Source organism: Mesorhizobium sp. M1423 (assembly GCF_040317575.1).
Taxonomy (GTDB): Bacteria; Pseudomonadota; Alphaproteobacteria; order Rhizobiales; family Rhizobiaceae; genus Mesorhizobium.
In genome coordinates this window covers 133,445-146,371 of record NZ_JAMYKU010000005.1, presented here as the reverse complement: position 1 = coordinate 146,371, position 12,927 = coordinate 133,445, and the positions used below count along the sequence as shown (strand labels likewise).

Sequence of the window (12,927 nt, the reverse complement as noted above, 5' to 3'; positions counted from 1 at the left end):
GTCAGGCAGCTTCGTTGAGTCTGATCAGCTTCGACCCCCAGTCCCCCCAAACAACCGTGGTGATCGACGCTGGGTCGATATCGAAGCGAAAGCAGTTTCCCAGCGACAGGCCGAGCACTTTGCACACGGCGGCCTTGATGACGTCGGCATGGCTGACCAGTGCAACGCACTGGTTCTGGTATGTGCCGCGGACCTGCTCGATCAGCGAGACGACGCGTTGCTGGACGTCCAGCATGGTCTCGCCGCTCGGTGTTCTCGCCTGCTGGCGCTGGTCGTTCCACATCCGCCAGTTGGCATCCTGGTTCAGTTCCTCGAAGGTCTTTCCCGACCAGGTCCCGAAGTCGATCTCATCGAGTTCCTCACGGATCGCGATTTCACCGGCATTGCAGGCGAGTGCAATTGGATTGGCCGTTTCCTGCGTGCGTTCGCGCGGGCTGCAGAAGATTGCCGCTATCGCCTCGCATGCCATGCGGTCAGCCAGATGCGAGGCCTGTTCCCTGCCGGCTTCGCCGAGGCAAACGCCCGCCATCCGTCCGGCAAGATAACAGCCGACATTGTCATGCGCGGCGTGGCGGACCAAAAGGAACGTCGTGGTCATTCCGCGGCATCGAGCATCGGCTCGTCCTTACCGGCGATGAAAGAGAGCGTGCGCTGGCGGGCTTCCGCGTCGGTGAACTGCTCGGGCGGCGATTTCATGAAATAGCTGCAAGGACCGGTCAGCGCGCCTGCAATGCCGCGGTCGAGCGCCAGCTTGGCGCAACGCACCGCATCGATCACGACCCCGGCCGAGTTGGGCGAATCCCACACTTCCAGCTTGAGCTCGGCATTCAGCGGCACACCGCCGAAGGTCGTGCCTTCGACCCGGATATAGGCCCACTTGCGGTCGGTCAGCCACGGAACGTGGTCGCTCGGCCCGACGTGAATGTTGCCGGGCTCCAAGGGAACGTCGATCTGGCTGGTGACGGATTGCGTCTTGGAGATCTTCTTCGATTCCAGCCGCTCGCGCTCCAGCATGTTGAGGAAGTCGGTGTTGCCGCCGAAATTGAGCTGGTAGGTGCGATCGATACGCACGCCGCGCTCGCGGAACAGGTTGGCAAGCAGACGATGTACGATCGTCGCACCGACCTGGCTCTTGATGTCGTCGCCGATCAGCGGCAGGCCGTGTTGCTCGAAGCGGCGGCGCCACTCCGGCCGCGAGGCGATGAAGACTGGTATGCAGTTGACGAAGGCGCAGCCCGCCTCAAGCGCGCACTCGGCATAAAAGCGCGTTGCCTCCTCCGAGCCGACTGGCAGATAGGACACCAGGATTTCGGCGCCGCTGTCGGCGAGGATCTTGCCGACGTTGGCGACCGGCTCGTCGGCCTCCTCGATCTCGTCGCGCAGATATTTGCCGATGCCGTCCAGCGTCGGTCCGCGTTCGACGCGAGCACCGGTAGGCGCCACATTGGCAAAGCGGAAAGTATTGTTCGGCGCGCTGTAGATCGCGTCTGCCACATCGCGTCCGACCTTGCCCTTGGCGACGTCGAATGCGCAGACCACTTCAATGTCCTTGACATGGTAGCCGCCAAGATCGGCGTGCATCAGCCCGGGTATGGGCTCATTGCTCCTTGCGTCGCGGTAATAGGTGATGCCCTGAACAAGGGAGGAAGCGCAGTTGCCGACGCCGACTATACCGATTCGAACTTTCTTCGATCCCACGAAACCGCTGCCTATGCTGTTGAAGGTAAGTTCTTCGTGCCAAACCGCCTTCCTCCCGGATTGTTCCTTGCCGGCTGCAAAAATCGTGCAACCGATAGTGGATCAAAGTAGCGCCCGCCGAGTTGTGCAGCAAGGGGTGAGGCCAACCGGGACGGGACAATGATCGTCTATGGCGACCACAAGCGAATGCAGAGTGCGCAACATGTTCGCGGCTCAGCGTGCAAAGCGGCCGAGCACATTGCCGACATGCCAAGTGGGATCGAACGCCACGCAGCCCTGGTCGGCCTGTTCATCACGGCCTCAGAACTGGTCAAGGGCCTTGCCGATGCTGAATTCGAAGCCAACGGCACGGACCGGAATTCCCGAGACCGGAGCGCGGGCGCAAATCTGCTGGTCGGCTTGGCCCGGCACGTGGGTAGATCGTGGGAGGCCGGATTCACGATCGACGGCCCGGTCGATGCTGAAGTGCCGCGAATGTTGGCCGAACTCGAATGCGATGGCGACATTCTAATCGGCACGGCTGAGGGCTACGCCCATTACGCGCTTTATCCGGAGAGCTATTTCGTCGCCGCGCGGCAGTCGGGTCTCGATGCGAACACATGCGCAATCGGCATCCGCAGCATCGGCCTGGGGCTTGCAGCGATGGTGGCTGCAGCCATCAGCGCACCAGCACCCGTCAGCGTCCGTCCGACCGGCCATCCGTTTCGCAGGCGGCTTGCCGCCGATCCGGAGCTGATCGGCGGCTGGAGGACAAGGCCATCGGCCCGCTTTGCCATCGTCGATGAGGGCCCGGGTCTGTCCGGCAGCTCGTTCCACGCCGTCGTCGCATGGCTGCAAGCGCTGGGCATCGATGCCAGGCGCATCCATCTGTTCCCCAGCCATTCGGGTGGCCCGGGTCCCGAGGCTTCGGCGGACAGTCGGGAGGCATGGAGGGTTTGCCAAAAACACACCGCCAACTTTGAACGCACTTTCCCAGCTGGATCCGCTCGCCCGGCGCTGCGGGACTGGGTAGCCCGGACGATCGGCAGCACAGCGGCCAGCCTGGCGGAAACATCCGGCGGAGAGTGGCGTCGCTTGCACTATCACTCGCAGGATCATTGGCCACCCGTTCACCGCGGCTTCGAGCGGCGAAAGTTCCTCGCTTCTGCGGGCCGGGAAAAATGGTCGGTCAAGTTCGTCGGCCTCGGCGAAATCGGAATGCACAAGGCCGGGACTGCCGGGAGGCTGCATGATGCAGGCTTTGGCCCGGAAGTCGCCGGGCTGTGCCATGGCTTTCTCGTCGAACGCTGGATCGACGGTACAACGCTGGACCGGGCAAGGCTTTCGAAAGAAAAAGTGGTCGCTCATCTCGCGCGCTATCTGGCCTGGCGCGCAGCCAATCTGCCCGCCTCCGAGCCGGGCGCCTCGCTGGAGGCGCTTGCCGACATGGCCGTGCGGAATACAAGTGAGGCGCTGGGCGAGCGCCGCGCGGCGGAGCTGCAGAACTGGTTCTCGAACCAGGCTTCACCCAAGAATATCCAGCGGGTCGAGATCGACGGGCGGCTTCATCCGTGGGAGTTCATCGTTTCGCGCAGTGGAACGCTGGTCAAAACCGACGCCCTCGACCATTGCCGGTCGCACGATCTGGTCGGCTGCCAGGACATCACCTGGGACATTGCCGGCGCCCGTGTCGAGTACAGCCTCTCCGACGCGGCGACTGTGGCGCTTTGCAAGGCTGTGGAAGCGAGAGCCTCCCGTCCCGTCGATGCCAATCTGGCCCACTACTACGAGCCCTGCTATCTCGCCTTCCAGCTTGGCTTGTGGAGCATGGCTGCACGATCTGGCGATGATCGGGAACAGATCCGGCTGGCGGCCGCGGCAAGACGTTACGCGGCGATGTTGCTTCGGTTCCTGGATAACCACGGGTACTTGCGGCCCTTCGAGCCGGATCAGTCCAGGCGGCGAAGCATATCCGCTTCCTTTTCGAGGATGGCCGCTACCTCCTCCCGCTGAAGATGCGTCAGCATCAGGCTCACGCAACATTCCAGATAGGTGATGGAGGCGCGCCGCAGGAAGGCAGCCGTCTCTCTTGCGGCCATTTGCTCGATGTCTTTGGCGGATCGCTTCGGATGCACAAATCGTCTCCGTGCCGGTACCCTGGCCGAACCGGAAGCTGGACGGGTTGTTCCCGCGACGAGAAAAAGTGACCGACGATCGGCGCGAAACGACCGTGATCTCCGAGGGGAACGTGGCAAATACTGCCGTCAGGCCGGCAGATTTTGCAGCCGGCCTGATGCAGAATGCACGCTGGTGGCAATTCGCCGTGTTCTGTCGACCGTCTGCGTCGTCTCAAGCTCGGTAAAATAGCTGACTGTATGCATCAAACCTTGCCTGAGCGGCACTTTTGGCGACCAGCCGAGAAGCTTCTTTGCACGGGAAATGTCGGGTTGCCGACGACGAGGATCGTCTTGCGGCAGCGGCAGGAATTTCAAGGCCGATCCGGTTCTGGTCATGCGCCTCACCAGGCCCGCCAACTGCAGGATGGTGAACTCCCCCGGATTGCCCAGATTGACCGGCTGGCGCGGGCTGGGATTGACCTCCATCAACCGGATCAAGCCGTCGACCAGATCGGAAACATAGCAGAACGACCTGGTCTGCAGCCCGTCGCCGAATATCGTCAGCGGCCGTCTCTCGAGTGCCTGCACGATCAGATTGGAAACAATCCGTCCGTCCGCAGGGTCCATCCTGGGACCATAAGTGTTGAAGATGCGCGCGACACGGATATCGGCTTTTCCCATTCTCAAATAGTCGAAACACAGGGTTTCGGCGGTGCGCTTGCCTTCGTCATAGCAGGCGCGGGGGCCGATGCAGTTCACGTGGCCGACATAGTCCTCCTTTTGCGGATGCTGTTCTGGATCGCCATACACTTCGCTGGTGGACGCCTGCAGGAAACGGGCGCCGTTGCGGGCGGCGAGCTCCAGCAGATTGAGCGTCCCGATGACGCAAGTCCGCGTCGTGTGGACCGGGTCGGCCTGATAGCGTGGTGGCGAGGCCGCGCACGCCATGTTGAAAATGCGGTCCACAGGTTCGCCAAGCTCCAAGGGCCGGCAAATGTCTTGCTTGATCAGCCGAAAATCCGCACGATCGGCGATCGATGCAATGTTCTCCATGCGGCCGGTAAGGAAATTGTCGACGCAGATCACGCGCCAGCCGGCCTGGAGCAATGTCTCGCAAAGATGCGAACCGAGGAAGCCTGCGCCGCCGGCGACAAGCACGGTCCTGGTCCGTTCCGCGTTTCTTGATAGCTGCATCTCTATTTTCTCCCGTCTGCGGGTCATGCTGCACTCTCGACATCCAGATCGAGAGCAGAACGTGGCGATTTGGCCCGCGCCAGCAGCGAAACGAATTCGCGGGCTCTCGCGGTGCTTGTGTGGGCTGCCAGGACGAGCGCGCGCGCTTGCCTGGCCATGGCAAGCCGGGCACCGTAGGATTCCCCAGACAGGATGCCGATCACGTCCTCGGTCCTGCGCGCCGTGTGGATTGTCCGCTCCGGAAACAGGCTGTCCAATCCGGTCCAGCAGTCGCTGATGATCGCGGTGCCGCAGGCGGCTGCCTCGAAGAGGCGCACGCTGGGCGACCACCCGGCCGCGATCATGGAACTGCGCGTGACGTTCAGCGTGTAGCGTTGGCGGCTATAGAAGACTGCGTGATCTGCCGGTGGCAGGTGTTCGATGCGATCGACATTGTCCGGCCAGGCAATTTCGCGCGGATATTGCGAGCCGGCCACGACGAAGCGGCGCTCCCGCATGCGACGCGCCGGCTCGAACAGCAGCGCCTCCAGCGTCGCCTGGCGGTCGGGGCTGTAGGTGCCGAGATAGCCGAGATCCCAGCGGATTGGATCACCGGTTCCGTGATGCCGTTCCGGGTCGACGCAGCAGTAGAGCGGCTCGGCCCGCCTTGCGCCGAATTCAGCCGTCAGACGGGCAAGCGTCGGTCCGCCGGTGAACGAGAAATAGACATCGAAATACGGGACCTGCCGCCTGGCAATGTACTCGCAATCATCGGTTGAAAGTTTCGCCAGCGTAACCGGCGTGTCGATGTCGTAAAAGCAGAACTGACCCGTGCACAGCGACGCCACGACCTCAATGATTTCAGGGCCTTCCGGAACGAAGGAGCCGACGACCACGATATCGGACTCGCGCAGGCAGCGCGCAAAATTGCGGCGAAGATCATCGGTCGTTTCATAGTAGCGCAAGGCGCAGAAATCGGGATCGCGCAGATCCCGGTGACTTGCGTACCACGGCACGTCGCGTTCGAGGAAGGTGATGCGGTGGCCGAGCTCGTGGAGACCTTTAAGCAGCCCCCGAAAGGTGGTGGCGTGGCCGTTTCCCCAGGATGAGGAGAGCGACAGGCCAAGAAAGACGATGTCGAGTGGCTTCGTCATTCCGCAGCCTCCACGGTCGGGCGCTCGAAATGGCGCCTGAAAATGGCGTCGGCCAAAACGGCCCGTGTCGTATAGGTATGTTCGCCAAGCACACGCCGAAGCGCAGATGCCCCGATCGCCTTGGCCCGTTCGGCGCTAAGGCTTTGCATGATCTCGGCGACATCGTCGCCATCGCGTGCGACCAGGATTTCCTCGCCGGGTTTCAGGAACAGGTCTACACCGAGCCAGTCGTCGGTGATGAGGCATGCGCCGGCACCCGCCGCCTCGAAGACGCGCGTCGCAGGTGAAAAGCCATTGGCCGCCATGCTGTCGCGGCTGATGTTCAGCACCGCCTTGGCCGTGACGTTCAATGCATTGTGGTCGCGCGTGCCGACATGGCCGAGCCATCGGACATTGGCGGGCATCTGCTTGTCGCCCCAGCCCGATCCGCCGAGCAGGAAGCGCTGATCGGCCAGGCGGCTGGCCGGATCGAGGAAGAAAGCCTCGACGCGTGCCTCGCGGTCCGGCAGCCGATTGCCGAGAAAGGCGAGATCGCAGGCAAAGCGCCTATCCTTGCCGACCGGATGATGCGTTTCCGGATCGAGCGCATTGTAGATCGGCACGCATTCGGCGGCCCCCATGGCCCGATAGGCCCAGACCACGGGATCGCCGCCGCCATAGGTCAGCACCAGGTCGATTTCCTGCAGCGCCCGATGCAGCGGATGATCCGGCTCGTCGCGCAACTGGCCAAGCGTCGCCGGCGCATCGACATCCCAAAATACGGTCAGCGCATCGGCACGGGCGTGATCGAGCACCGCCCGCAACAGCGCGTCGTCTTCGAAACCGACGCCACTCGCCTTGACGACGATGTCCGCCTCGGCCGCTCGCGCCGCCACCTGCATGAGCGCATGCGGGGCGGCCTCGTAGACGACGACGGCACACCAGTCCGGCGCCTCGATATCGCGATTCTTCTGGCGATCGTAGACGTCCGGCTCGTAGAAGGTGATGTCATAGCCCAGCCTGGACAGGGCCTTGAGCAGTCCGCGGTAATAGGTGGCCGCGCCGTTCCAATAGGACGACAGCAGGCTCGACCCGTAAAATGCGATCTTCATTCGGCGGCCTCCGTTGCAAGGATCGTGTCGGCGGCTTGGCGGCGCCCGCATTCGGCGAGCACGCCGAACAATTCATCCGCCCGGTGCCGGCATGTGTGCCGTGAGCGGATCGTCTCGAGGCCCGATGTCGCCAGAGATGCGGCGAGATCCGCGTCACGCAGCACGGTGCGAAGATGATGCCGCATCTCGAAGCCGGTGTTTGCAAACAGGAAATCGGTGCCGGGCCTGAACAGACGTTCGACATCGGACCACGGTGCCGAAACAAGTGGGATGCCGCAGGCGAGTGCCTCGAACATGCGGATGGTCGGGATGCCGGGCAGGCTTTCGCGATATGGACGCCGCGGGATGTGAACCGTGATGCGGTTCGCCGCGAATGCCTTCGGCACGTCGGCATTGGCGATCCAGCCTTCGTACCGCAGGCCGGCGGCGGCGAGGTCGGCGAGCGCCTCGCGTGGATAGCGGACGCCGTGGACAGTGCCGCTCAGGCCAAGTTCATGCACCGGATCGACCAGGAACTCCCTGATTTCGGTGCTGCGCTCGTCGTCGCCCCAATTGCCGATCCAGATCAGGTCGGCGCTACGGTCGATTTCAGGATGGGGCTGGAACAGATGGTCATCGGCTGCCTCGTGCCAGGTGAAGACCCGCCTGCCCCATCCGGCGCGAAGATAGCTCTCCCGCAGCGCCTCGCCGAAGGCGAGCACGCCATCATAATGTTCAAGCTGCAAGGCGGAAATCGCTTGCGTGGCCGAGATGGCGCGATGGTGCGTGTCGTGAAACAGCAGCGTGAAACGGCCGCCAATTGCTTTCGCCCTGCCCAGCCGCGCGACAAGGTCCGGCGCGGTCCACTCGTGCACGATCACCACATCGGCATCGGAGATCCAGGCTTCGTGGTCGAAGGCGGCGTCATAGGTGACCGTCATCAACTCCGGAAAATCTTTCCGGAATCGCTCGATCGCGAAGGACCCTTTCTCGGCCAGCAGGTTCGACCGGCTCCAGCCGTCGGCGGGCTCCAGCGCAATCGCCTGGTGCCCACGCGCGACCAGCTCGCGCATGATGCCGCGCAGGAAATGTGCGTTGCCGTGGTTCCAGTCGGAAACGATCGAATGGGTGTAGAATAAAAACCGCATAATCAACTATCCGCCATGGTGGCCAGGGCCGCCTTGTCGTAGACGCCGCGCATGGCGGTCGCCTGTCTTGCCAATGAAAATCTGCGGCTTCGGCGGGCGGCTGCCTCACCGAGTTCTCGCCGGCGCTGCGTGTCGCTGCAAAGACCATTGATGCATCTGGCGAGATCGCCCGGATCGCGCGCGTCGTAGAACATGGCCGCCCCGTCCCACAATTCGCGGTAGGTCGAGATATCGGCAAGCACCAAAGGCGTCGCCGACATTGCGGCTTCCAGCGTGGCCAGGCCGAACGGTTCGTAGAGCGACGGCGATACGAAAATGCCGGCCCGCGCCATCAGCGAGCGCACTTCCTCGTGTGGTACCGGCCCGACGGGAACGGCGTGGCTGAAGCCAACATGCTGGCCGTCCGGCCCTTGCAGCGAACCGGCGACGAAGACCGGCCATTGCGTCAGGGGGGCGGCCTGGTCAAGCACCGCCGCGTTCTTTCCTTCATCCCACCAGCGCGCGGCGGCGAAAACCACCGATTCCCGCCTTTCGCCCTTCGCGCCCGGCCGTGCGCCGTTGCCGACGACGCTCAGCCGCGCGATCGGCCCGTAGCAGGTTTCGAGCATGTCGGCATGGCTGCGGCTCGGTGCAACGACCATGCCTGCTTTGTCGAAACCGCGCCGGTTACGGTCCTTTTGCCAGGCCCACTCGCCGTCCGCCGCCTGTCCCTTGACGGCGTGGAACCATGTCACGACGCAGGAATGCGATACCGCAACGATGGGGCAGGGCACGTCGAGCGCCGCCGCCTGCGTCGGCGCGTTGAGATGGACGACGTCGACAGCGTAGTCACGTATGAGTGGGCGCAGCTCCTGCTGCAATGTGTCGAGAACGTGCTCGCTGCGGGTCATCCAGTCCGGCGGCGTGTTGAGCCATGTCAGCGCCGCGAAAGACTGGGCCTCCTCGGCCTGCTGCCTGGACGGTTCCGGACCAAGCCCGGCAAGCACGACGCTGTCGCCGCCGGCGACCAGTTGCCCGGCCAGATCGAGCGCATAGCGCCAGACGCCACCGACGGCATCGACGGTCATCAGTATGCGACGCGGCGGGCTCAGTGTCCGCAACATGTGGCCTCCAATTCGGCCAGCGGACGCGGCCGCTTCTCCTGGATGTCGCTGAACGTTCGGAAGGATGCGAGGTAATGTTCATGCGCGCGCTCCCAGGCGAGGTCGTCGGGCTCGCCCCAAAGTTCGCGGTAGCTCGGCGAACTCGGATAAGGATAGAGCGGCACCGGTTCGTTGGCCCAAACGCCGTTGTCGATCAGGTGCTTTCGCCAATAATCGACGAGCGCGGGATCGTCCTCGACCACGCCGATCAGATTGGCCTGCACGAACGGCACGTGGCGCCTTGCGTCGACCAGCAGCGCGGCCAGCTCCTCGGTGCCCAAACGGCAGCGTTTTGCCAGCATGGCGCGGCCTTCCACAGTCAGGCTTTCGAGGCCCGCCTCGATCGAGACGCAGCCGGCGGCACCGAGCAGCTTCAGCAATTCCGGCTTCCAGAGGTCGATACGGGTCTGCACGCCGAACTTCACATCGCGATCGACCAGCGCCTCCAGCAATGCCTTTTGCGGCAGGAAGATCTCGTCGATGAAGTAGATGTAGCCGACACCCTGTGCGATCAGCCGGTCGATCTCAGCGATCACTGCTTCGTGGTTCCGGCGGCGATAGGCATCGCGGAAATCGATCTTGGCGCAGAAACTGCAATTATACGGGCAGCCGCGCGACGCCTCGACCTCCGCGCCAAAACCGACCTGGTTGTCGTCGAAGCGGTGATGGTGGTGCGAATGCGCGGCAATCCAGTCCGATGGCCATTCGAGCGGCGGGTGATCGATGAACGAGCTCGCATGCACGCCGCCGTTCGAGACCAGTTCTCCATCCTCGAAATGGGCGGTGGACGGCACCGCAGTCCAGTCGTCGCGCCGGGCAAGTTCCGCGACCACTTCCTCGCATTCGCCGCGCACGACAATGTTGACGCCAAGCTTGCGCAAAGTCGGCGTCGGCGTCGCCGAGCCATGCGGCCCGACTGCGACGGTGCGACCGCCGCGCCCGGCAAGATGATTGAGGAAATCGGCCGGCACGCGCAACTCGGGCGGTGCGCAGCGCCAGAACAGGTAGGTCGGCGCGGTGCTGACGACGGTTATGTCAGGCTCGAATGCGGCGGCGCGATCGGCGAGCGCGGCGTTGTCGAGCTTCTGGATCTGCCCGTCCAGCATCAGCACCTCGTGGCCGGCAGCTTCGAGCAGCGCTTTCGAATAGCCGAGTTCGAGCGGCAGATGCGGCTGGCGGCAGCCGAAATAGATGCTGTCCTGGTACGTCCAGGACGGATTGACCAGAGCGACCCTCATGCCACGTACCTCGCCGGTTCGGGATGCGGGTCGAGGCGATGACGCTGCAGCCAGTCGGCGAGGTCGCGGATGCCGTTTTGCCACGGGACGTGCGCTTTCCATCCCAGCGCCGCCTCGATCGCGCGTGTGTCGGCGACGAAGAACGGTTGGTCGCCGGTGCGTTCGCGGTCGTAACGGATCGGAACGTCACGTTTCGTTATGTCGCGAATCTCCTTCAGCAGCATGCGCAGGCTGACGGCGTTTTGTGGTCCGCCGCCGAGATTGAATGCCTGGCCGCTGATTTCCTCGATCCGGTCGAGCACGGCGCGATAGGCCGCGACCGCATCGGCAACGTGGAGGATGTCGCGCACCTGCTTGCCGTCGCCATAGATGGTGATCGGCCGGTCGGAGAAGGCGCTAAGCAGGAAGTGGGCGACCCAGCCCTGATCCTCCGTCCCGAACTGGCGCGGTCCATAGATGCAGCTCATGCGCAGCACCGCCGTCGGCAGGTCGTATGACTTGGCGTAGTCGAGGACATACTGGTCCGCCGCGCCCTTGGAGCAGCCATAGGGCGTGCAGAAATCGAGGCCGCGCGTCTCGTCGATGCCGTGCGCATGGATGGCCGCGTCGCGAGGCGCGTATCTGCCGTCTTCTTCGCCCATGGCGAGGTCGGCGAGGCGGCCATAGACCTTGTTGGTGCTGGCGAAAACGACGGGGATGCGTTTGCCGCTGCGGCGAGCGGCTTCCAGGACGTTGAACGTTCCGCGCAGGTTGACGTCGAAATCCTCGTCCGGCCGAACCAGGCTCGTGGTGACGGCGGTCTGCGCGGCAAAGTGGAAAACCGCTTTCGAACGCGCCACCAGCGGCGCGAGCGCCTCTGCGTCGCGGATATCGGCGATTTCGATGGTCAGACGGCTGCCGTGCTTTTGCGTCAGCCATTCCAGGTTCTGTTCGACGCCGGGACGGCTCAGGTTGTCGATGACCAGCACCGGTTCGCCATCCGACAACAGGCTGTCGGCGAGGTTGGAGCCGATAAAGCCGCTGCCGCCGATAATGGCGATGGGCGCTTCGCGAAAATCGGGTGACTCCGGTCTCATGATACCAGCCCTCGCGCTTCGAGTTCCCGCTTCATCTCGGCACTGCGATCGATGGCGACGGTGTTGCGCACCCATGCGACGAAATCGCCGAGCGAATGCTCCAGCCGGTGCTGCGGCTGGAAGCCGAGCAGTTCGCGCGCCTTCGAGATATCGGCAAAGCAGTTGCGGATATCGCCGGAGCGTGCCTTGCCGAGGATTTCCGGCTGGCGGCCAGGCACGCCCATGGCTTCGGCGAGCAGCCGGGCGACGTCGCTGACCGCGTAGGCCCGACCGCTGCCGATGTTGATGACGTGGCCGCGCGCCTGGGGCTGTTCCAGAGCCAGGCGGAAGGCGCGGGCAACGTCGCGCACATGCACGAAATCGCGCTGCTGTTCGCCGTCCTCGAAAATCAGCGGCCGCTGGCCATTGGCGATGCGGGAGGCGAAGTTCGCCAGGACGCCGGTATACGGGTTCGAGAGCGCCTGTCCGGCGCCGAAGACATTGAACAGGCGCAGCGCCACCGCGTCGACGCTATAGGCTTCGCCGAAGATCAGTACGGCGCGTTCCTGGGCGTATTTTGTCAGTGCGTAGATCGAGGCTAGATCGACCGGTTTCTGCTCGTCGGTCGGCAGCGGCGACAGGACTTCACCTTCCGGCGACAGGGGATTCCATTGGCCGCTGCGGATGTCGTCCGGCTGCCGTCTTGCATTGTCGATGCGCCGGCCGTCTGGCGTGGCATAGAGACCCTCGCCATAGACGCTCATCGAAGAAGCGACCACAATCCGTTCGATCGGCCGTTTGATCAGCGCTTCCAGCAACGTGGCGGTGCCGAGGTCGTTGGCGCCGACATAGCGGGCGATCTCGTACATGGACTGGCCGACGCCCACTTCAGCCGCCAGGTGAATGATCGCGTCGACACCCTCGACCGCCTCTATGATAGCGTCGCGATCGCGAACGTCGCCTTTGATCAGCTTGGCGCCTGCCGGCAGGCTGATTGCCTCGCCGCCGTGCACCTGATCCAGCAGCGCATCGAGAATTGAAACCCCATAGCCATGTTCAACGAGTTCCTGGGCGACGTGGCGGCCGATGAAACCGCAGCCTCCCGTGACCAGTATACGTTTCACGACAACTCCTCATACGAATGGCTTTGCCG

The 12,927-nt window shown here is 63.6% G+C and carries 11 protein-coding genes; 1 reads left to right on the top strand and 10 read right to left on the bottom strand.

Annotated elements, in window-relative coordinates; genetic code table 11:
• Position 1: 1 nt before the first annotated feature.
• Positions 2–598, bottom strand: a complete 597-nt coding sequence (locus tag NKG95_RS08780) for a histidine phosphatase family protein (RefSeq protein ID WP_353040457.1) — start codon at positions 596–598, stop codon at positions 2–4.
• Positions 595–1,698, bottom strand: coding sequence for an inositol-3-phosphate synthase (locus NKG95_RS08775; RefSeq protein WP_353040456.1), 1,104 nt, complete (start codon positions 1,696–1,698; stop codon positions 595–597). The genes NKG95_RS08780 and NKG95_RS08775 overlap by 4 nt, the downstream gene beginning before the upstream one ends.
• A 159-nt stretch (positions 1,699–1,857) precedes the next feature.
• Between NKG95_RS08775 and NKG95_RS08770 the strand changes: the two genes are divergently transcribed.
• The gene (locus NKG95_RS08770) at positions 1,858–3,690 is read left to right on the top strand and encodes a hypothetical protein (protein WP_353040455.1); all 1,833 of its coding nucleotides are present in this window, start codon (positions 1,858–1,860) and stop codon (positions 3,688–3,690) included.
• A 251-nt stretch (positions 3,691–3,941) separates the two neighbouring features.
• Here NKG95_RS08770 and NKG95_RS08765 read toward each other — a convergent pair whose 3' ends face one another.
• Genes NKG95_RS08765 through NKG95_RS08730 form a run of 8 tightly spaced genes read right to left on the bottom strand, consistent with a single transcriptional unit; the run spans position 3,942 to position 12,898 of the window.
• Positions 3,942–4,988, bottom strand: a complete 1,047-nt coding sequence (locus tag NKG95_RS08765; RefSeq protein WP_353040454.1) for a UDP-glucuronic acid decarboxylase family protein — start codon at positions 4,986–4,988, stop codon at positions 3,942–3,944.
• Between the two features lie 23 nt (positions 4,989–5,011).
• Positions 5,012–6,121, bottom strand: coding sequence for a CgeB family protein (locus tag NKG95_RS08760; protein WP_353040453.1), 1,110 nt, complete (start codon positions 6,119–6,121; stop codon positions 5,012–5,014).
• On the bottom strand, positions 6,118–7,212 hold the full coding sequence (locus tag NKG95_RS08755; protein ID WP_353040452.1) for a CgeB family protein: 1,095 nt from the start codon (positions 7,210–7,212) through the stop codon (positions 6,118–6,120). Before NKG95_RS08755 ends, NKG95_RS08760 begins: the two co-directional genes overlap by 4 nt.
• On the bottom strand, positions 7,209–8,339 hold the full coding sequence (locus NKG95_RS08750; RefSeq protein ID WP_023716626.1) for a CgeB family protein: 1,131 nt from the start codon (positions 8,337–8,339) through the stop codon (positions 7,209–7,211). The genes NKG95_RS08755 and NKG95_RS08750 overlap by 4 nt, the downstream gene beginning before the upstream one ends.
• 2 nt (positions 8,340–8,341) lie before the next feature.
• The gene (locus NKG95_RS08745) at positions 8,342–9,442 is read right to left on the bottom strand and encodes a glycosyltransferase family 4 protein (protein WP_352715876.1); all 1,101 of its coding nucleotides are present in this window, start codon (positions 9,440–9,442) and stop codon (positions 8,342–8,344) included.
• A complete protein-coding gene (locus NKG95_RS08740) occupies positions 9,427–10,719 on the bottom strand; it encodes a TIGR04295 family B12-binding domain-containing radical SAM protein (protein ID WP_352638950.1) in 1,293 nt (430 codons plus the stop codon). The genes NKG95_RS08745 and NKG95_RS08740 overlap by 16 nt, the downstream gene beginning before the upstream one ends.
• Entirely contained in the window at positions 10,716–11,795 is a 1,080-nt protein-coding gene (locus NKG95_RS08735; RefSeq protein WP_352638951.1) for an NAD-dependent epimerase/dehydratase family protein, read from the bottom strand. Before NKG95_RS08735 ends, NKG95_RS08740 begins: the two co-directional genes overlap by 4 nt.
• The gene (locus NKG95_RS08730; protein WP_352816992.1) at positions 11,792–12,898 is read right to left on the bottom strand and encodes an NAD-dependent epimerase/dehydratase family protein; all 1,107 of its coding nucleotides are present in this window, start codon (positions 12,896–12,898) and stop codon (positions 11,792–11,794) included. Before NKG95_RS08730 ends, NKG95_RS08735 begins: the two co-directional genes overlap by 4 nt.
• Positions 12,899–12,927: the final 29 nt, after the last annotated feature.